Below are 20,261 nucleotides of genomic sequence, written 5' to 3'. Positions count from 1 at the left end.
CCTGGACTAAACCAAGTTTCATGCTACTCACTTTCATCGTTGTATATCTGCTTTTTACGCTGGCCATCGGCTGGTGGGCCTCCAGAAAGGTGAAGACAACCCGGGACTTTGTGATCGCCGGTCAAAACCTGCCGTTACTGCTGGCGGGTAGTGCGCTGTTCGCGACCTGGTTCGGTTCGGAAACGATCATGGGTGCACCTTCAGAATTTGTAGAACACGGCTTGATCGGCGTGGTAGAAGACCCTTTCGGAGCGGCGCTGTGCCTCATCCTGGTTGGCTTGTTCTTTGCCCGCCCTTTATACCGGATGAACATTATCACCTTTAATGACTTTTTCCGCCTGCGGTTTAGCCGCCGCACGGAACTGATCACTTCCATCATCATTGTACCTTCTTACTTCGGCTGGATCGCCGCCCAACTCGTGGCGATGGCTATCGTACTGAATGTAATCGCCGGCGTTTCCGTATTCACCGGGATCGCCATCTGTACGGTGGTGGTTCTATTCTACACTTACATTGGGGGTATGTGGGCGGTATCCATCACGGATTTTGTGCAGACTTTCATGATCCTAGCCGGCCTGCTCTTCCTGGCCTTTCAACTTAGCGGTCAGCTCGGCGGTGTACAGACCGTACTGGCCCAAATGCCGGATGATTTTTTTCATTTCTTACCGGAGGGTGATCTCGAATCCATACTGGCCTATGTAGCGGCCTGGATCACTATCGGCCTGGGCAGTATTCCCCAGCAGGATGTTTTCCAGCGGGTAATGGCCGCCAAAAGCGAAAAGACCGCAGTCCGGGCTTCCTATCTGGGGGGCTTTATGTATTTGAGCATTGGTCTGATCCCCTTATTTATCGGTGTTTGTAGTAAGTTGCTGTATCCGGAACTTCAGGAAGGTGATGCCCAGATGGTCATTCCGCAGATGGTCCTCCAACACGGTAATATGCTCCTGCAGATCCTGTTTTTCGGAGCCTTGTTGTCGGCCATTTTGAGTACCACTTCCGGTGCGATCCTGGCTCCGGCGACCGTGATCGGGGAAAATATCATCCGGCCGAATTTTAAAGATATGGACGATGCCCGCCTGCTGCAAATTATGCGTCTGGCAGTAGTGGGGGTGGCCGTTTGCAGCGCTTTTATGGCTACCCTTAAAACGAATATTTACGATCTGGTAGCGCAGTCTTCCACCCTGAGTTTGGTTTCTCTTTTCGTACCGCTCACCATGGGCCTTTACTGGAAACGGGCCTCCGATATGGGAGCTATTTTATCGATCGTATTGGGTATGGTGGCCTGGATCATCGCAGAGATGGCCGGTGGACCGATTCCTCCCATTCTGGTAGGGGGGATCGCGAGTTTCGCCGGGATGTTGATCGGTAGCCTGGGCTGGCCGGGAGACGGTGCCGACAAGTACCGGGAAATACTTAAATTACGTCAGCAAAAACAATAAGAATGGCCGAAGTTGATGAAAATCCCGGCAAAAAAGAAAATGTACCTCTGGTAAAGAAAATACTGATAATTGCGGTCAAAGGCCTGTTCTTTATCTGTTTGACCCGTAGTGGTAAATACCTCGGTTTTCTGGTCAATCCGCTGAAAATATCTCTAAATCAACTTGCGCTCTTTATCACGTCTCTGGTGCTCAGCCTCAATATCATTGCCTTACAAAAAGTGTTTTTTATCTGGCGGGTCTTTAGCCTGCAAAGCCTTGGGATCGTGCTATTGGTCTACCTTGCGGCCTACATCTATTTTAAGCGGAACGTTAAATCGCTGATGAAATTTATGGCCTTTTTTTATCAGAATAAGGAAGTGAAGCAGCTGGTGGAGTCGTTCTGGAAAATAGATGTGCTATTATGTTTGATCCTCTTCCTGCTTTTAGACTGAAGGTTTTTTAGCGTAATTTGTAAGAACTAATCCTCTAATCGCGTTTATAACAAATAATCCCTTTTGATTAGCCACTAAATGGAACTACATGACTGCCACCTTTACCTACACGCTCTTTCTCGGAATCATTTATCTCTTCATCAATCTAGGCCGCAAAATAGACTTTACCGAAGAAAAAAACAGTCGATTTCAGAAGTAGCGTTCCTGTCCAGTTAACCTAATTACAACCACCACCATATTGCGATTTTTCCCTGCTGACTCCACCAACCGGAGCACTGGTCTGCCTGTGGAAACCGGTATCTAAACAGTAGTTTTATCGGGTAGGTATTGATACCGCCAGGAGGAAAACAAAAAGGGCCGCATCACAGAGATGCAGCCCTTTTGAGGACAATATTTCTTGAGGTATTAGGCTGGTGTCAGCTGAACGCTGATATCCAGTTTCACTTCTTCTCCAACCAGCATTCCACCGGCTTCGGTAACGGTATTCCAGGTCAGACCGTAGTCTTTGCGGTTCAGTTTGCCGTTGATCTCAAATCCGGCTTTGCTGTTTCCCCAGGGATCTTTTACGGTTCCGTTATAGTCTACGTCGAACTCTACTTTTTTGGTCGTTTCGCGAATGGTCAGATCGCCGATCAGACTGTAATCACCACCGGATTTAGACAAAATGCCGTCGAATTTGATCTGTGGGTGCTTTTCGGCTGCGAAAAAGTCATCGGACTTCAGGTGATTGTCTCTGTCGGTAGAGCGGGTATCAATGCTATCTACGTCAATAGCGAAGTTTACTTTGGCGCCGTCAAAATCTTCGTTTTCGGAGACTACTTCTCCGCTAAAACTGGTGAAAGATCCGGTAACGGTAGAGATCACCAGGTGTTTCACTTTAAATTGTACTTCGGTGTGGGCGGGATCGATGGCCCATTTTTGGGCAACAGCTTGTGCGTTAGACATAATATTTTGGTTTTTTATTGAGCAAAAATTGGTGTAAGCGACCAAATCCGATGTGTATACATGTAATTACTTCAACAACAGTAATTTTTTGAATTTGTTTGCGCACCTGATCATCAGTCGCTTTGTATACAACAAAGTTAAGAGTGAAATAGATGTATATACATTGAACTAGATTAAGAAAAAATGGAAAATGCGAGAAAAGAGGATTTTCCAAACCGGAAAAATTTAGTTGATGCCGAAAAAGGAAGGCTTTTGACCTTCATGTGCGATGCCTTCTTGTCGGATCACCGCAGGTTGTCCGAAACCAAATTGAAAATGAATTATTTCCGATTTGATAAACGCCGGCGGATCTTGCTGAGAAACTCGGGCGTAATACCCAGGTAGGAAGCAATGTATTTTTGGGGGACTAAAAGTTCCACCTGCGGATAAGCTTCGCGAAACTGCAGGTACCTTTCTTCGGCTGTGTAGGCGATATTTTGAATGATCCGCCTCTGGTGAGCCACCAGAGCATTTTGAAAAATGATGCGATAGTACCTTTCGAATTTGGGAAGCTCCCGGTAAAGACGATCTAGGTTCGGTTTGGAGATCTGGAGCAAGCTGGTATCTCCGATCGCTTTGATGGAATAAGCGGAAGGAACGTTATTCATCAAACTGGGCAGGTCGCCGGACCACCACATATGGGTTGCGAACTGCAGGACATGTTCAAAACCGTTGCCATCGGTGTAATAGGTCATCAGACATCCCTCCTCCACCAGAAAAAAATACCGGCAGTAGTCTCCGCTTTCCACTACCACTTTTCGGTTTTTATAGCGTACGGTTTCGAAGAGGGAAAGAAATTGCTCAGCTTCTTCCAGGCTGATGTTGATATAACGCCGTAAATTCTTCTGGATCTCTTCCGGACTCATGGCAAAAGTTGAAAACAGGAATGCTTACTCAGGGACAAAATAGCGCTTTAGACAGTTTTTTTCGACTTCCGGATAGACAAAACCCCGGAATGTGCCGACCTGCCATTCATTAAATACTTCGTAAACCCCTACCTTTAAGTGTTTCGATTACTGCATACAATTCAACAGGTGTAGCCTCTGGTCTGCTACACTTTACCTCATTTATTTTACCAAATAACACCTGATATTATTATGAAAAAAAATCACTTGGTTCTTTTCTTGCTTCTGGCATGTACGTCATTTCTGATTGCCCAGGAGCAGGTTACTTATTTCGCTGATGATCCCTGCCTTACACCGGATGGTAAAACTTTGATCTTTTCCTACGAGGGAGATCTATGGCAAAGCCCGGTGGAAGGCGGCGTAGCCCGCCGGATCACTGCTATGGAAGGACAGGAGCGTTATCCCCGGGTTTCTCCGGATGGCAAATGGCTTGCTTTCAGCGGGGAACAATACGGCAACGCCGACGTATTTATCATGCCGCTGAACGGAGGTGCAATACAGCAGCTTACCTTCCATGAAGCCGGCGATCAGGTGGAACAGTGGAGCTGGGACAGTAAGACTATCTATTTTAATTCCAGCCGCTACAATCGGATCAGCACTTACAAAGTGGCTATGGACGGCGGTACGCCGAAACGTTTGTTCGGCCACTACTTCAACAATATTCACAACGTCATGGAGCATCCTTCCAGTGGCGAGATATTTTTCAACGAAACCTGGGAGAGTAGCAGCTTTGTCCACCGGCAGCGTTACAAGGGAGCCTATAATCCGGATATTAAATCCTACAATCCAAAGACCGGTGCTTATAAACAGTATACGGATTACGAAGGAAAAGACATGTCGGTAACTATCGATCGCAATGGAAACTCCTACTTTCTGTCCGACGAACACCGCGATGTCTATAACCTGTACGAACTGGATGGAGAGAATAAAAAACGGCTTACTAATTTTGATACACCGGCTTTTGCGCCATTTGTGAGTGCGGACGGCAGCAGTGTAGTGTTTCGCCGCGACTATCAGATCTGGCGCTACGATACCAAAACCAAGAAATCAGCCGCAATTCCCATCCGTATCGTGCGGAACCAGACCCTGGCCCGGGAGCAGGATTTCAAGGTGCAGGGTAATGTAACCGATTTTGATGTGGCGCCCGATGGAAAAAAGATGGCCTTTGTGTCGCGCGGCGAAGTGTTTGTTTCGGATATCAAGGGACAGTTCATTCGTCAGATCCAAACGGCTCCAGATGGAAGAGTATCGGAAGTTTACTGGCTGAAAGATAACAAGAGCCTTTTATTCAATCAGACGGTGGCGGGTTATCAGAACTGGTTTACGATTGCCGCGGACGGTTCCGGGAAAGCCACCCAGCTCACGGATGATGGGGCGAACAACCGCTTACTGACGATGAACAGTGACCGAACCAAAGCGGCCTATCTCAGCGGGCGCAGCGAGGTGCGTCTACTGGACCTGGAAAGTAAAGAGAGCAAAGTACTGGCCCGCGCCGAACTGTGGGGTTTTCAGAATGATCGTCCCTATTTTGGTCCGGACGACCGGCATGTGGTATTTACTGCCTATCAGGATTTTGAGCGGGATATGTATGTGGTAGACATTGAGTCGGGAGCGGTTACCAATCTCACCCAGACGGGAGTTTCCGAAGTCAACCCCTATTGGTCGCCCGATGGAAAATACCTGTATTTTCTCACCAATCGCACTCAACCGAACTATCCCCGCGGAATGGGCGATGCGAAGATCTATCGCATGCCGTTGGAAAAATACGATGAGCCCTTCCGGCAGGAAAAGTTCGATGAACTATTCGCTGATAAAAAGGAAGAAAAGAAAGATTCTACGGAGGACAAGAAGAAAGAAGAAACTGAAAAAATTACCGTCAGTATCGATGAAGATGGTTTAATGGAACGCCTGGAGCGAATGGGGCCGCGTTTTGGAAGCCAGCGAAATATCTACGTGTATCAGAAAGATGGGAAAACCACGCTCCTGTATACTTCCAACCACAACGAAGGCCGCTACGGTATCTGGAAAACGGAGGTAGAACCTTTTGAGGATACGAAAACCGAAGAGATCAAAGGTGCCCGCACCGGATCATTTGAGGTCAGAGAAGTGAAGGGCAAGCATTACGTATTATTCGGGGGTAATATTTACACACTCAATCTTGGCCAGAATAAGGTAGATAAAATTGACATCAATCATACTTTCCGCCGGGAATTGCGCGCGGAATTCGATCAGATGTTTACGGAAACCTGGGCCAATATGGAAGAGAACTTTTACAACGAGACCTTCCACGGGATAGACTGGGCCGCCACCCGCGATCGCTACGAACCCTATCTGCCTTTCGTGAATAATCGGGCGGACCTGCGACGTCTGCTCAATGATATGCTTGGAGAATTGAATACCTCTCACTTTGGCTTCTATTCCAGCGGTAAAGAGGAGGAGGCTTTCTATGGCACCCGGACATTAGCCGCCGGCCTGCTTTTTGAAGAAGATAAACCTTATCAGGTAGCTACTATCATCACTGATGGCCCCGCCGACCGTAAGGGAAAGGATATTAAAAAAGGCGATGTGCTGGTGGCCGTGAACGGACAGCGGATTGATGCCGCCAAAAATCGGGAAGCTTACTTCGCGCAACCTTCCCTGGACCAGGAACTGGTACTCACGTTCCAGCGCGGAGGAGAAGAACATCAGGTAATGTTGCATCCGATCTCAGCCGGAGCGCAGCGCAACTTACTGTACGACGAATGGATGGATGAACGGCAGGCTATCGTGGATAAGGCTACGGATAAGCAAGTGGCTTACGTCCACATGAAGAATATGGGCGGTGGCGAACTGGAGAGCTTTCTGGAACAAATGGTCTCCGAATGGCACCAGCGGGATGCGCTTATTCTGGACCTGCGGTACAACACAGGAGGCAACGTGCACGATGCAGTACTGCAGTTCCTGTCCCAGCGACCTTATCTGAAATGGAAATACCGGGAAGGAAAACTGAGCAATCAGCCCAATTTTGCACCTGCAGGTAAGCCGATTGTCGTGCTGATCAACGAGCAAAGTCTGAGCGATGCGGAAATGACGACCGCCGGATTTAAAGAACTGGGACTGGGCACCGTGATCGGTACGGAAACCTACCGGTGGATCATCTTTACCTCCGGTAAGGGACTGGTCGACGGCTCTTTTTATCGGTTGCCTTCCTGGGGTTGCTATACATTGGACGGAAAAAATCTGGAAAAGACGGGGGTCAGCCCGGATATCTTCGTCAAGAATACATTTAAAGACCGGTTGGACCAAAAAGATCCACAACTGGACCGGGCGATATCTGAGATCCTGAAGCAGATGAAAAACGATCGGGAAGTCGGCAGTGGTAAATAAAATTGTTTTTGACCGGGTAGGTCGGTTCGCGCCGGCCTACTGTAAAGCATGGGGTAATGATCCGAAAAATTATACTGGCCTGGGGCGTAGTTTTTTTAATCGCGGGATGTAAATCCACAGAACAGACCACTTCGGCAGACTGGCAGGTACTATTTAACGGAACGGATCTTTCCGGCTGGGACACCTACCTCAACCGGCCGGACCTTACCCAGCCGCAGGGTGAAACCAATCAACCTATAGGTCTTAATAATGATCCCCAAAAAGTTTTCTCGGTAGTCCGGGAAGAAGGAGCGCCGGCGATTCGTATTTCCGGACAGACCTTTGGAGGGATTTCCACTCAGGCTGAATTTGATAATTATCACCTACAATTGACTTTCAAGTGGGGAAAGCAGAAATGGCCGCCCCGCGAGCAGGCAAAAATGGACAGTGGCGTGTTGTACCATGCGGTAGGACCCCATGGTGCGGCTAATGGTTCCTGGATGCGTTCCCAGGAGTTGCAGGTGCAGCAGGGAGATTGTGGCGACTATTGGGGCGTGTCCGGCGCTATCTTCGACATTCCGGCCCGGATGAATGCCGACAGCAATTACGTTTATGCTCCGGGTGCTCCGCTAGTCACTTTTAAGGACCGGACTCCGGTCGGCCGCCATTGCATCAAGCAGCCGGATGCCGAAAAAAGTACCGGAGAATGGAATGTTATTGATCTGTACTGCAGCGGAGATACGGCTATCCACGTCATCAACGGCCAGGTAAATATGATCTTATACAACTCCCGGCAACTGGACGGGGAAACGGAGCGACCGCTGACCAAAGGGAAGATCGAGATCCAGTCGGAAGGTGCGGAGATTTTTTACCGGGATATCCGGTTGCGGGGGATTGCTGGGTTGCCGACAGAATTCTTAAAGAATGACTGAAGGCCTTAAAAAAAGAGAATCGGCGCTGATCCCTAATGGTTTCAGCGCCGATCCTGTCCTAATCCCTTTGATTCGGAAAGTCATCCGAAGAGGGTATATGCGATTAATACATTTTCAGATTAGTTGACCAGAATTAACCGGAGTGTCTTGGTTTCGGTCTCAGACGTAACCTGTACCAGGTAGGTTCCAGCTGACAAATGAGAGAGATTCAACTGATTGGTTCCAGCTGACCCCCACTTTTCTACCAGTACCTGACCGGATTGATCCAGGATCCTAATACTTACATCTTCACCAAATTGCAACGGAATATCGACTCTGACGTTAGATTTTGGCGCCGGGTTCGGGAAGATAGCTACTGAACCGGTTGTTTCTACCTGAGAGTTCAAACCATTGAAACTGTTCTCAAACTCATCGGTATTACCGGCCAACGGACTTACCGGGCAAGCTACCTGGAGTTCGAAAGCTCCAATATCCCGCTGTCCTCCAAATACGCCTAGCCCGCGTTGATCCGCTACTAAAATGGCTGGATCGCCGGCATCAATGGCCGGACTATCGCAAAGCAAGGCATGCGTTTGTGTCGGGCCGCCATTGTTGGCCAGTGCATCAAGCATAGGATCAACCGGAGAACCTATGTTACCGGTCTGATCATTAGCTGCCGGAGTGATAAGCGGCGATTGTTCGATACCAATTATATTATAATCATTAGAAACTACGGTTCCGAGATCAATGGAAATATCAGCTACAGGAGGTACTCCCGCTGAATTTCCAGCGATAATAGAACTACCAAGCGTAAGCATTGAACCGGCGATATCCTGTGCGATACCTCCACCGGAAGTTGCAGAGTTATCGGTAACAGTTGAAGTCTCAACGCTCGCAGTACCATTATTAAAGATACCACCACCAAGACCAGATGCTGAAGTATTCCCGGAAATAGTACTCATGGATAGAGTGATCTCACCACCATTGTTATGGATACCTCCTCCCGCGCCGGCTGCGCCGTCGGCCGTATTGTTCGAGACCGTTGAGGACATTACTTCGAGAAGTCCACCATTGTTAAAAATACCACCACCACCTTCGTCGACTAGAGCTCCACTGGCTGTATTGTCGTCAATCGTTACTCGATCGACGGTCATGGTGCCGGAGCCGTTCCAGAGGCCACCGCCTTCAGCTGCTGCGGTGTTTCCGTTGACGGTACCTCCGGTGATAGTGGCATCGCCGGCACCGGTGATGTGGAGGCCGCCGCCGTTACCGGGTGCGGAGCCGGTATCGTTATTATCGAGGTTAACATCTAGGAGTGTAACAGTAGTTCCAGTTCCGGAGTTGTCCTCAATACCACCACCGGCTCGCATTGCTGAGTTCAATGTGATCACTGTACTGCGAATTTGCAAACTTCCTCTAGTATCATTTAGGATTCCGCCACCACTTCCACTGGTACCGTCTGCTTCATTATTGGCTATAGTTGACTGCCGGACCAACAGAGTACCTCCGGCGTTGAAAATTCCCCCACCTCCTTGATCGGCAGCAGCCCCACTGGCTGTATTGCCATCAATGTTCATACGGACAACGTTCATCGTACCGGTACCATTCCAAAGGCCGCCGCCTTCGGCCGCCGCTGTATTGCCGGACACTGTGCCATCAGCTATCATAGCATCACCCGAACCAGTGATATGCAGACCACCTCCATTACCCGGTGACATAGCGGTTGTATTATTATTTAAGGTAATTTCTCTGAGGGTAACAGTAGTGCCCGAGCCAGAATTATCCTCGATACCTCCACCGGCACGCATCGAACTGTTACCCGATATATCGGTGCCTCTTACCGTTATCGTTCCACCTACATCATTAAAAATACCACCACCACTTCCGCTGGCACCGTCTGCTTTATTATTGATGATCGCGCCACTTTTGATTTTGATACCACCTCCGGCATTAAACACGCCACCACCACCCTGATCGGCATTAGCGCCGCTTGCGGTATTTCCATCAATGGTTACGTTTTGGATCTGCATAAATCCAGTACCATTCCAAAGTCCACCGCCTTCCGCAGCGGCAATATTGGCGCTAATTAAGCCACCATCAATTAGAGCATTACCAGCGCCAGTAATGTGTAAACCACCTCCATTACCTGGAGCATTTCCTGTACTATTATTTTCCAAGTTTACATCTCGTACAACAATTGTAGTACCAGCACCTGAATTATCCTCAATACCACCACCGGCTCGGTTTGCAGTATTCATCAGAAGCATACTTTCAAAGACAGTAAGCGAACCTCCTGCATCATTAAAAATACCACCACCACTTCCGCTGGCACCGTCCGCTTTATTGTTGGCTAAAGTTGACTGCCGGACCAACAGAGTACCTCCGGCGTTGAAAATTCCCCCACCTCCTTGGTCGGCAGCAACCCCACTGGCTGTATTACCGTTAATGTTCATGCGGGCAACGTTCATCGTTCCGGTACCATTCCAAAGGCCGCCACCCTCAGCAGCTGCTGTATTACCAGATACCGTACCATCTTCGATCGTAGCATTACCCGAACCGGTGATATGGAAACCACCTCCATTACCCGGTGACATAGAGGTTATGTTATTATTCAAGGTAATTTCCCTGAGGGTAACAGTGGTGCCAGCCCCAGAATTATCCTCGATACCTCCACCGGCACGCATCGAACTGTTACCGGATATATCGGTGCCCCTTACTGTTATTGTTCCACCTATATCGTTAAAAATACCGCCACCACTTCCACTAGCACCGTCTGCTTTGTTATTGATGATCGAGCCACTTTTGATTTTGATATCGCCTCCCGCATTAAACACACCACCACCGCCCTGATCGGCGGTGGTACCGCTTGCGGTATTTCCATTAATGGTTACGTTTTGGATCTGCATAATTCCAGTACCATTCCACAGGCCGCCTCCTTCCGCAGCGGCAACATTACCAGATACTGTTCCTCCAAAAATTGCGGCATCTCCAGCACCCGTAATGTGTAGCCCACCACCGTTACCTGGATTTGATTCAGATTTATTATCATTTAAATTTACACTTTGTAAATACAGGGTAGTACCGGCGCCTGAATTATCTTCAATACCACCACCGGCGCGAACCGAACTATTTTTATTTATTGTACTACTAACAATAATAAGGCTACTACCTGAACCATTAAAAATACCGCCACCACTACCACTGGCACCATTGGCATTATTGTTGCTGATCATCGAGCCAACGATAAAAAGCGATCCTCCATCGTTGAAAATACCGCCTCCACCTTGGGTAGCCATAGCTCCACTAGCAACACTATTTCTAACAGTGGAGTTGTTGATCTCAACGGTTGCACCGCTTATCAAAATAGCACCTCCATTGTCCATGGCTGCGCCGTCCTGCAGGGTAACTTTAGAAATGGTAACTGGTGTGCCAGTAATGTTGAAAATTCGACTACTGGAACCTCCGCTGATAATTGTCAATGCCCTTCCGCTACCCATGATCGTAAGAGACTTGTCAATCAAGATCTCACCCATAGTGAGCACTTGTACGTTTCCATTCAGAGAGACATCAAAAACAATAACGTCACCGGCAACCGCTGTGGAAACTGCATCTCGTAGTGAACCGGGATCGCCATCAATGGCAGTGGTTACGGTAATCGTAGCTGCATTAACTGAAGAGATTCCGAAGAATGTAGTCAGTAAAATGCATAGGATTAAAGGAGTAAACTTTTTCATTTTCATTAGGCTGAGAATTTATGTGTATAATATGGTTATTCTTATCTACGATGGTTGGAGACCTAATGGATTTTGTTTGTTTAGACTAATTTGTTTTATAGTCTATTTGTAGTAATAAATTTTACTTTTTCGGAAAATTTAGAATATAAAATGCTGTAAGAAAGGTAAATGGCAAACAATATTCCTTATGAAGAGGTTCGGTAAACCTGGTCTTTTTTTATTTTTTATTTCAGATTGGAATAACGGTCTTAATGACTACCGGCAAACGTGACTTAATTTTATCATATATAATCGGTATAGAATAGGCGGCTTATCCGAAATATAGCAAGAGAATTAAAATCTTAAAGGTGTAGAATGTCTAATTACATTTGGGATGAAATTATTTTGATCACACGCCATAAATTATCACGAAACAACTTCCCTGTGTGAAGTAGAGGGCTGACATCAACTAATGGTATAGGTTGTGGTTAACAGACTATTATTTATCCGAAGGGACTGCAGGCAAAGTAGGGATTTAAATTTTCACCTGCAGCCCGATCAACATATCACATCTTTTTCACCCCCATCCCCTTAGCGGCCCAATAGATGCCGCCGTAGAGATGAGCCAGGAACATCGGGTCCTCGAAAACGGCGGGAACGTGTCCCAATCCGGTATAGAAAGCCCGGCCGCCGTCGTATTCGTGGTACCAGGCCATGGGGTGCATATCACCCATACCTTCTCCGACATTGTCTCCCCATTTCACATTGGGGTCGTAGGAACTTTCGTCGATCTTGATGATATAATTGAGATCATCGATAGTTGCTTCGCTAAACTGGTACCATTCGTCCGTCCAGAGAAATTCATCGGGGAGCGTACTCAGGCCGGGGAAATTCCGGTCAATCACCTGTAGCTTGGCCGTTTGGATCTGCGGATGGATCTTGAACATATGGCCAACCATTTTGGTGTACCATTCCCACTCGTATTCCGTATCGGAAGCGCTGTGGATGCCCACAAATCCCTTGCCGGCCTGAATGAACTTTTCGAAGGCAGCCTGCTGTTCGTCGTTCAGTACGTCTCCGGTAGTATTGAGAAAAATGACTACGTCAAAATTTTCCAGTTGACGATCGTTGAATACACTGGCATTTTCCTGCCAGCTTACTGAGAAATGATGCCGCTCGCCCAGTTTGCGAATGGCCGTTACACCTTCGTTGATCGATTCGTGGTGGAAGCCGGCAGTTTTAGTGAAGAGCAGGGCCCGAAATTGTCCGCCCCTCTGGGCGCTGGCCGAAGAAACCAGCAAAATGGCTAGTGCCAAGATGGTTAAACGAAAAAGGTTTTTCATGCTTGTTAAAGTTGTTTTACGTTGTTTTTTCGAAATTAAAACTATTGAACGGGACAAATATCCCACAAAAAAATCGTCATTTTTGCCTCTGTTGGTATATTAGTTCTATTATCGCCGGATAAAATAAGTGAAATACAGCAGTTGGAAGCGTGATAAGCCTGAGCACTTTTGCAAATTAACGGCTACCGCTTCGCATTTTAATAATTTTTGGAAAAGGCGTTTCCAATAGCTGCAAAAGATAAAAAATTGATTATGGCAAACAAGGAGAAAATACGTTGGGGGATCATCGGGGCCGGTGATGTTTGTGAAGTTAAAAGTGGCCCCGCCCTGCAAAAGATCGATGGTTCCGAATTGGTCGCAGTGATGCGTCGAAATGGCGAGAAAGCCAAAGATTTTGCGGAAAGACACGGTGTGCCCAAATGGTACGACGATGCGGATCCACTTATTCGTGATCCCGAAGTAGATGCTGTTTACATCGCTACGCCCCCGGATACCCATCAACACTACACTTTGCGGGTAGCGGAGGCCGGCAAGCCTATATACGTGGAAAAACCGATGGCGCGTACCCACGAAGAATGCCTGCAAATGGTAAAGGCCTGTGCGACGGCCAAGGTGCCCTTGTTCGTTGCCTATTACCGGCGGGCACTGCCAAATTTTTTAAAAGTAAAAGAGATTATCGATGAGGGGCTTATCGGAGAGGTCCGGTCAGTGGATATTCGATTGATCAAGTCTCTGGAACCCGATGTGGTCAGTGCCGGTCAGGGTGCGGACAACTGGCGCGTCCAGCCAGATGTGGCCGGAGGAGGGTACTTTTTCGACCTGGCTTCCCACCAGCTGGATTTCCTGGACTATCTCTTTGGACCCATTTCCGCCGCTACGGGTATGGCTACTAATCAGGCCGGACAGTACCCCGCCGAAGATCTGGTGATGGGAACCTTCCGCTTTGAAAATGGCATCATGGGACAGGGACTTTGGTGCTTTAATAGTTCGGATGCTTCCAGCTTGGACAAGACCACCATCATCGGCAGTAAAGGTCAGCTTACCTTTGCCTACTTTGGCGATAACCGGGTGCGTCTGGCGGTAGACGGTGAAGATGAAAAAGTTTTCACGTTTGATATGCCGCTACATATTCAGCAACCACTGATCCAGCAGGTCGTGGACGAACTACTCGGAAATGGAGAATGCGTAAGTACCGGTTTCAGTGGCGCCCGCACCAATTGGGTAATGGGTGAGCTTTGTCGTCGGATAGATGCCTGAGCAACTGAATATGGGAAACACAGATAGAAATGTTGGGAGCTTTTACAAAAAGTGGCGCTTTAAGCCAATACTGTAAAAGCTCCCAATTTTCTGACCGTTTATTCGCTCCATTGAAAAGCAAAATAACGGGCCGGCTTCTTTCCCCGGTTGCGAATGGCGTGCGAGCTCTCCGATGCGAGAAAGATCAGATCGCCGTCCTTTCCTTTATAGAATTCGTCCTCAATCTGTTCTTCCACCTTTCCTTCGATCACCAGAATGATCTCGGCCGCTGCGTGCGTGTGCGGAGGATGACTCTGGATGCCCGGATTAAGCGTGGTGACGTGCATTTCGAAATAATCGAAAAGTGCAGTGGAGCGTCGGAAATAGGGCCGCACTCCGCCCCGATCGTGTGCGTTGAATGCTACCTCATCGTAGTCGATCATAAAGGACCCACCGGCTTTCTGCCCCCGTTCCAGGTCCATGGCTCCCCGGGTTTTCATTTTAATCACATAATAAGTTGCTTCCGTATCGCCCGAATTGGAAAATCCGTGTTCATCGCCGATCTCGGCAAAAGCGACACTACCCGGGCCTAATATCCGGCTTTCATTGCCAATGGTCACCTGCACCTGTCCTTCTTTAACTATGATCAGTTCTTCTTCATCACTGTGGGAATGGGGAGGGTGGGGAGCCATGCCGGCTTTCAGGGTAGTAGCGTGAATTTCAAAACGCTCCATAAAAACGGTAGGTCCATCCAGAACCTGTCTGGTCTTGCGGGTATCCTGTTTTTCGACCTTTAGTTTTTTCCATTGGGTAATGCCCGAAATTATGCTATCGGATTGGGCACCGGCAAAATTACTGCTCAGCAGGCCTATGCCGGCCAGCATTAGCCAGGTAAGTGATTTCGTCATGGTTCTTCGTTGTTTTGATCTCTAAAGGTAAGCTTTTTGAGTCAGTAGAGAAAGCAGAATACAAGGCAACATTTGTCCCGTATCCATTCCTTTTATAAATTAATTTCAAAAAAATATCAACAGCACCTCAACCAAAAACATTCTGGAACGTTCATTCTGTTATAATTTATTTGGAACAATCATTCCGTTATTAACTTGCTAAAAATATTCATCATGAGCCTACAGGGAAAAGTAGCCGTCATTACCGGCGGAAACAGTGGAATTGGGTACGCATCTGCCCGCGATCTTAAAGCGAAAGGTGCCCACGTGATCATTACCGGCCGGTCGGCCGAAAAGGTTAAGCAGGCTGCGGCCGATCTGGGCGTCCAGGGAATCGTAGCGGACGTCAGCGATCTCAGCGCTATCGATAATCTGGTCGCACAGATTAAAGCCGATCACGGCCAGGTAGACATCCTTTTTGTCAATGCCGGGATCTTTGCTCCCGCTCCGGTCGGTCAGATCACCGAAGAAATGTTTGACCATCAGATGGGAATTAATTTTAAAGGAGCGGTATTTACCATCGAAAAATTCCTGCCCATCCTGAATGATGGGGCATCCATCATCAACCTGTCTTCCGTTAATGCGTATACCGGTATGCCCAACACAGCCGTCTACGCAGCTTCCAAAGCGGCTATGAACTCTTACACCCGTACTGCTGCTACCGAACTGGCCGCCCGCAAGATCCGCGTAAATGCGGTAAATCCCGGCCCGGTCACCACGCCGATCTTCGAAAAGACGGGATTGCCCCAAGAAGCACTCAATGATTTTGCTGCCAACATGCAGAACCGGGTACCACTCAAAAGATTCGGTAAACCGGAAGAAGTAGCCAAACTGGTCTCTTTCCTCGCCTCAGACGAAGCTTCCTTTATTACCGGAGGAGAATACAACATCGACGGTGGGGTTGCCGTGTTGACCTAGACAAAAATTTTTACCAATATTTGGAACGAATGTTCCGATATGTGTAATTTTGGGATCGCCGCAAAGCCTATGCTCCAGGTCTTGCGGCCATCCTAAATTTTCAATTATGCCACGTGTCAAGCAGTTTGATGAGAAAGAGGTACTGAAGAAAGCCATGGAAGTCTTCTGGAAGAAGGGTTTCTACGCTACCTCTATGCAGGAACTGGTGGACGGCATGGGCATCAACCGGGCGAGCCTTTACGATACTTTTGGTAGTAAAGAGGAGCTATTCGATCAGGCATTCAAATTGTATCAGCAGGAAAACCAGGAAAAGATCCGGGCCTTCTTGTTTAGTCAGCAACCCGTGCAGCGGGGCATTTTGCGGCTGTTCGAAAAAGCGATCGACGGCGCGCTGAGAGACCCGGATACCAAAGGTTGCTTTGTCGTGAATGCGACCACAGAGATGGTTTCCACTGATTGTACGATGCACACCATGCTCACGGAAAATCGCCTCGATTTTGAACAACTATTCTACGATTATCTCCAGGCCGGATCCGCCCGGGGAGAAATAACTCCCGAAAAGGACCTCAAAGCCATTGCCGCTCTTATCTTTACTTTGTACAACGGCGTAATGGTACTCACCAAGGTCAACCGTAAAAAAGAAGAACTGATGGCCGCCGTGCGGGCCGGTATCACTATTTTAGAAAAATGATCTGATACTGATAAAGGTTTCTTCCGTTTCTATTTGGATAACCGCTTATACCACCTTCTTCTACGAACGGGAAGCCACCACAACACCACAACACTTCAACACTTCAACACCACAACACTTCAACACCACAACACACCAAAAAACATGCAAGCCAACGAATACCAAAAAGCAGCCTCCCGCACTCGCATAGAAAAGCCCGATTTCGAGATCACTGATCCCCAGGTTATGATTGCCTGGAATGCGCTGGGACTGGCCGGTGAGGCCGGAGAAGTAGCCGATCTGGTTAAAAAAGGCATCTTTCACCAACGGGGACTGGATCGCGACCACCTGAAAAAAGAACTGGGAGATGTCCTATGGTACCTGACCACGCTTTGCTCCGACTTGGGTTTTACGCTGGAAGAAATTATGGAACACAACATCCGGAAGTTAGAGGCTCGGTTCCCGGACGGTTACGATCCCGAACGAACAACTGTTCGTGATGGAGATGCCGCCTGATCCGGCTAAACTGATACGTAACGCGGGGAACGTTCGAATTCTAAACTATTTCGCTCGGCACTGTCCGTCTTTTTTCCTTCCTTCACGTCTGTAGTTACAAATGGCCGATTCGGATTTTATGGATAAACCGAATAACTCACACCTGGTCATTTCTATTTCTTCACCTAATGCCTAAAAAGAGTATGGAGCGCCCTATGCAAGCTTATCTGGAGCAAACGAGCAATTACCTCAATCAAAAACTGATCCCCTTTTGGGTGGCCCGGGCGGTAGATCCGGTCTACGGCGGTTTCCAGACTAATTACGACCGGGACGGGAACCGAACGGACAATAGCGAAAAATCCTTTCTGGCGCAGTGCCGCTGTATCTTCACCATTTCCCAGGCTATGCGCTTGGGTTTCGACTGGCCCGGCGGCAAAGAAGTCGTACAGCAGGGCATTGATTTTCTTTTCGAACACTTCCGGGACGATGAGTACGGCGGGTATTACTGGATCGTAGAGGAGGACGGTACACCTAAAGATGATAATAAGATCATTTACGGACATTCTTTTCTCATCTACAGTTTGTCGGAATACGCGTTACTTACCGGTGACGAAGCGGCCAAAGCGGAAGCGATACGGATCTTTGATTTTTTGCAGAAAGAAATCAAAGATCCCGAACACGGGGGGTATTTCGAACACTTCGATCGTAAGCTCAACATCAAAAAAGCCAGAGGGGATGTGAGCATTCACAAGTCGCTGGACGTACACATGCACCTCATGGAAGCGTTTACGACACTTTACGAACTCACCGGAGATCCGGCACACCGCCGCGCGCTGGAAGAAGTGATCGATTTGATCTTCGATAAGATGGTCGATCCGGAGACGGGTACGGGCATCTCGATGTTTACGGCAGACTGGAGACCGATCGCCAATGTAGAGCTGGATACGGTCTGGGGGCGTGACCGTTTTGATGAAGACGGCAAATCACCCGATATCACCTCTTACGGACACAACATTGAACTGGCCTGGCTTTATCTGCACGCTCAGGATATTCTGGGTATCCCACGGGAAGAAAGTCTACATCGTGTCTTGCCAATTTACGAGCATACCTATGAAAATGGAGTGGACTGGCAACACGGAGGGCTTTACGTTGAAGGCAGAAAAGTAGGCGCAGCTACCGAGCGTACCAAAGAATTCTGGCAGCAGGCCGAAGCGCTGGTTGGTTTTTCGGATGCCTACTTGCTTACCGGTGATGAAAAATACCTTGACGCCTTCAAAAATGTGCACGACTTCGTTTTCGATAAGATGATCCATTGGGATCAGGGAGAATGGTTCGCCTTGCTGGCCGAAGAGGGTGAGCCTATCTGGGATTATATGGGCACCAGCTGGAAGGTATTCTACCATACGGTTCGCGGCACCTGCCTGACGGTGAAAAAGCTGGAGGCTATACTCGATCAGCAGTCGTAGCACTGTTTCCAATGAAAATATCCGGCTCCGTCGGCAAAGGCTTACCCGCCAACAATACCGGCGTACAAATGTTTACAGTTAGAACAAAAGAAAGATTGAAGTGAAAGACGCATATATAGTAGATGCCATTCGTACGCCTATCGCTAAATTCAGGGGAAGTCTCTCCCCCGTCCGCACGGATGATCTGGCGGCTTTGGTAATCAAAGCACTGATGGAACGAAACCCCAATCTCGAACCGGCGGTAGTGGATGATGTGATCCTCGGCTGTGCCAACCAAGCGGGAGAGGATAACCGGAATGTAGCACGCATGGCCGCCTTACTGGCCGGCCTGCCGGTAAGCGTACCGGGTGAAACCATCAATCGCCTCTGCTCTTCGGGTATGTCGGCGGTGATCCACGCCAACCGCGCTATTAAGGCCGGTGACGGGGAGGTTTTCATCGCGGGAGGCGTGGAGCATATGACGCGTGGCCCCTGGGTGGTATCCAAATCGGCCCTACCTTTTGGGAACGACGCTAAGATGTACGACAGCAGCTTCGGCTGGCGCTTCGTCAATCCGAAAATGAAAGCAGCTTACGGAACGGATGCCATGGGCGAGACGGCCGAAAATCTGGTGGATATGCACACCATCAGCCGGGAAGATCAGGATCAGTTTGCTTATCTGAGTCAAAAGAAGGCTGCACAGGCCCGGGAATCGGGGCGCCTGGCGAAAGAGATCGTAGCGGTAAGCATTCCGCAACGCAAAGCAGATCCCATCATTTTTGCCCAGGATGAATTCATCAGACCGGACACCACCCCCGAAGTACTGGCTAAGCTTCGCCCGGCCTTCCGAACGGACGGCACCGTTACTGCCGGAAACGCCTCCGGGCTCAACGACGGAGCCGGAGTCCTGCTCATTGCTTCGGAGGATGCCGTCAAAAAATACGATCTGCAACCGTTGGCGCAAATAGTAGCTTCCCAGGTGGTGGGCGTAGAACCCCGCATCATGGGGATCGGACCGGTAGAAGCCTCCAATAAAGCTTTACAAAAAGCCGGACTTACTTTTGATGATATCGATATTATTGAACTGAACGAAGCTTTCGCGGCCCAGAGTCTGGCCGTTATCCGCTCCTGGGGATTAGCCGATGACGACCCCCGGATCAACCCGAACGGTGGGGCTATAGCTATCGGCCATCCGCTCGGAATGTCCGGAGCGAGGATACTACAAACGGCTGCACTGGAATTGCACGAGCAGGATAAACGCTACGCACTTTGCACCCTTTGCGTGGGTGTGGGACAGGGATATGCCACCATTATTGAGCGGGTCTAAGGCTCGTTTTTTGGTAAAAAGTTCTGTGATAAATAGGCCATCCCTGTAAATTCTAGGTGATTAACTTTCAATAAATTAGCTTAGGAAAAGGCAAATAAAATACCCCGAATCTAGGCACATTTGCCTATTTTCGGGGTAAACATTTTATTAGA

General features: G+C 48.5%; 15 protein-coding genes. 10 read left to right on the top strand and 5 right to left on the bottom strand.

Annotated features, from left to right (window positions below; translation table 11 throughout):
• The first annotated feature begins 20 nt into the window (after positions 1 to 20).
• Positions 21 to 1,439: a sodium:solute symporter family protein gene (locus CRP01_RS21825; RefSeq protein WP_099152238.1), complete on the top strand. Its 1,419-nt coding sequence runs from the start codon at positions 21 to 23 to the stop codon at positions 1,437 to 1,439.
• A 2-nt stretch (positions 1,440 to 1,441) separates the two neighbouring features.
• Entirely contained in the window at positions 1,442 to 1,870 is a 429-nt protein-coding gene (locus CRP01_RS21820; RefSeq protein WP_099152237.1) for a hypothetical protein, read from the top strand.
• Positions 1,871 to 2,275: 405 nt separating this feature from the next.
• On the opposite strand, the gene CRP01_RS21815 is transcribed toward CRP01_RS21820, so the two are convergent.
• Together CRP01_RS21815 and CRP01_RS21805 are read right to left on the bottom strand one after the other, a co-directional pair.
• Positions 2,276 to 2,815, bottom strand: a complete 540-nt coding sequence (locus CRP01_RS21815) for a YceI family protein (protein WP_099152236.1) — start codon at positions 2,813 to 2,815, stop codon at positions 2,276 to 2,278.
• A 320-nt stretch (positions 2,816 to 3,135) separates the two neighbouring features.
• Positions 3,136 to 3,720 carry a Crp/Fnr family transcriptional regulator gene (locus CRP01_RS21805; protein WP_099152234.1) on the bottom strand — a complete coding sequence of 195 codons (585 nt, stop codon included), beginning with the start codon at positions 3,718 to 3,720 and terminating at the stop codon, positions 3,136 to 3,138.
• Positions 3,721 to 3,951: 231 nt separating this feature from the next.
• Here CRP01_RS21805 and CRP01_RS21800 point away from each other — a divergent pair, with 231 nt between their 5' ends.
• On the top strand, positions 3,952 to 7,125 hold the full coding sequence (locus CRP01_RS21800) for a S41 family peptidase (RefSeq protein WP_099152233.1): 3,174 nt from the start codon (positions 3,952 to 3,954) through the stop codon (positions 7,123 to 7,125).
• Between the two features lie 56 nt (positions 7,126 to 7,181).
• Positions 7,182 to 8,036, top strand: a complete 855-nt coding sequence (locus tag CRP01_RS21795) for a 3-keto-disaccharide hydrolase (protein WP_099152232.1) — start codon at positions 7,182 to 7,184, stop codon at positions 8,034 to 8,036.
• 119 nt (positions 8,037 to 8,155) lie between these two features.
• Here CRP01_RS21795 and CRP01_RS21790 read toward each other — a convergent pair whose 3' ends face one another.
• The gene (locus CRP01_RS21790) at positions 8,156 to 11,755 is read right to left on the bottom strand and encodes a T9SS type A sorting domain-containing protein (RefSeq protein ID WP_099152231.1); all 3,600 of its coding nucleotides are present in this window, start codon (positions 11,753 to 11,755) and stop codon (positions 8,156 to 8,158) included.
• Positions 11,756 to 12,294: 539 nt separating this feature from the next.
• Complete coding sequence (locus CRP01_RS21785; RefSeq protein ID WP_099152230.1) at positions 12,295 to 13,071, bottom strand: ThuA domain-containing protein; 777 nt, start codon at positions 13,069 to 13,071, stop codon at positions 12,295 to 12,297.
• Between the two features lie 252 nt (positions 13,072 to 13,323).
• Here CRP01_RS21785 and CRP01_RS21780 point away from each other — a divergent pair, with 252 nt between their 5' ends.
• Positions 13,324 to 14,328: a Gfo/Idh/MocA family protein gene (locus CRP01_RS21780; RefSeq protein WP_099152229.1), complete on the top strand. Its 1,005-nt coding sequence runs from the start codon at positions 13,324 to 13,326 to the stop codon at positions 14,326 to 14,328.
• A 98-nt stretch (positions 14,329 to 14,426) separates the two neighbouring features.
• On the opposite strand, the gene CRP01_RS21775 is transcribed toward CRP01_RS21780, so the two are convergent.
• A complete protein-coding gene (locus CRP01_RS21775; RefSeq protein ID WP_099152228.1) occupies positions 14,427 to 15,215 on the bottom strand; it encodes a cupin domain-containing protein in 789 nt (262 codons plus the stop codon).
• 210 nt (positions 15,216 to 15,425) lie between these two features.
• On the opposite strand from CRP01_RS21775, the gene CRP01_RS21770 reads away from it, so the two are divergent.
• The 5 genes from CRP01_RS21770 to pcaF all read left to right on the top strand — a co-directional run bounded on the left by CRP01_RS21770 (position 15,426) and on the right by pcaF (position 20,109).
• The gene (locus CRP01_RS21770; RefSeq protein ID WP_099152413.1) at positions 15,426 to 16,172 is read left to right on the top strand and encodes an SDR family oxidoreductase; all 747 of its coding nucleotides are present in this window, start codon (positions 15,426 to 15,428) and stop codon (positions 16,170 to 16,172) included.
• A 106-nt stretch (positions 16,173 to 16,278) separates the two neighbouring features.
• Positions 16,279 to 16,863, top strand: a complete 585-nt coding sequence (locus CRP01_RS21765; RefSeq protein ID WP_099152227.1) for a TetR/AcrR family transcriptional regulator — start codon at positions 16,279 to 16,281, stop codon at positions 16,861 to 16,863.
• Between the two features lie 144 nt (positions 16,864 to 17,007).
• Complete coding sequence (locus CRP01_RS21760) at positions 17,008 to 17,358, top strand: nucleoside triphosphate pyrophosphohydrolase family protein (protein WP_099152226.1); 351 nt, start codon at positions 17,008 to 17,010, stop codon at positions 17,356 to 17,358.
• A gap of 182 nt (positions 17,359 to 17,540) precedes the next feature.
• Positions 17,541 to 18,803, top strand: a complete 1,263-nt coding sequence (locus CRP01_RS21755; RefSeq protein WP_099152225.1) for an AGE family epimerase/isomerase — start codon at positions 17,541 to 17,543, stop codon at positions 18,801 to 18,803.
• A gap of 100 nt (positions 18,804 to 18,903) precedes the next feature.
• The gene (gene pcaF, locus CRP01_RS21750) at positions 18,904 to 20,109 is read left to right on the top strand and encodes a 3-oxoadipyl-CoA thiolase (protein ID WP_099152224.1); all 1,206 of its coding nucleotides are present in this window, start codon (positions 18,904 to 18,906) and stop codon (positions 20,107 to 20,109) included.
• The last annotated feature ends 152 nt before the right edge of the window (positions 20,110 to 20,261 follow it).

The sequence above is a fragment of the Flavilitoribacter nigricans DSM 23189 = NBRC 102662 genome (genome assembly GCF_002646595.1).
Classification (GTDB): domain Bacteria; phylum Bacteroidota; class Bacteroidia; order Chitinophagales; family Saprospiraceae; genus Flavilitoribacter; species Flavilitoribacter nigricans.
The sequence above is the reverse complement of the archived record's forward strand: the minus strand, read 5'-3'. Positions and strand labels throughout refer to the sequence as shown.

What these genes read in the sequence shown, in the direction of transcription:
- CRP01_RS21765 (WP_099152227.1), top strand. Translation starts at nt 16,279, where the DNA reads ATGCCACGTGTCAAGCAGTTTGATGAGAAAGAGGTACTGAAGAAAGCC.
- CRP01_RS21800 (WP_099152233.1), top strand. Translation starts at nt 3,952, where the DNA reads ATGAAAAAAAATCACTTGGTTCTTTTCTTGCTTCTGGCATGTACGTCA.
- CRP01_RS21805 (WP_099152234.1), bottom strand. Translation starts at nt 3,720, where the DNA reads ATGAGTCCGGAAGAGATCCAGAAGAATTTACGGCGTTATATCAACATC.
- CRP01_RS21755 (WP_099152225.1), top strand. Translation starts at nt 17,541, where the DNA reads ATGGAGCGCCCTATGCAAGCTTATCTGGAGCAAACGAGCAATTACCTC.
- CRP01_RS21780 (WP_099152229.1), top strand. Translation starts at nt 13,324, where the DNA reads ATGGCAAACAAGGAGAAAATACGTTGGGGGATCATCGGGGCCGGTGAT.
- CRP01_RS21815 (WP_099152236.1), bottom strand. Translation starts at nt 2,815, where the DNA reads ATGTCTAACGCACAAGCTGTTGCCCAAAAATGGGCCATCGATCCCGCC.
- CRP01_RS21775 (WP_099152228.1), bottom strand. Translation starts at nt 15,215, where the DNA reads ATGACGAAATCACTTACCTGGCTAATGCTGGCCGGCATAGGCCTGCTG.
- CRP01_RS21790 (WP_099152231.1), bottom strand. Translation starts at nt 11,755, where the DNA reads ATGAAAATGAAAAAGTTTACTCCTTTAATCCTATGCATTTTACTGACT.
- CRP01_RS21795 (WP_099152232.1), top strand. Translation starts at nt 7,182, where the DNA reads ATGATCCGAAAAATTATACTGGCCTGGGGCGTAGTTTTTTTAATCGCG.
- CRP01_RS21820 (WP_099152237.1), top strand. Translation starts at nt 1,442, where the DNA reads ATGGCCGAAGTTGATGAAAATCCCGGCAAAAAAGAAAATGTACCTCTG.
- CRP01_RS21760 (WP_099152226.1), top strand. Translation starts at nt 17,008, where the DNA reads ATGCAAGCCAACGAATACCAAAAAGCAGCCTCCCGCACTCGCATAGAA.
- CRP01_RS21825 (WP_099152238.1), top strand. Translation starts at nt 21, where the DNA reads ATGCTACTCACTTTCATCGTTGTATATCTGCTTTTTACGCTGGCCATC.
- CRP01_RS21785 (WP_099152230.1), bottom strand. Translation starts at nt 13,071, where the DNA reads ATGAAAAACCTTTTTCGTTTAACCATCTTGGCACTAGCCATTTTGCTG.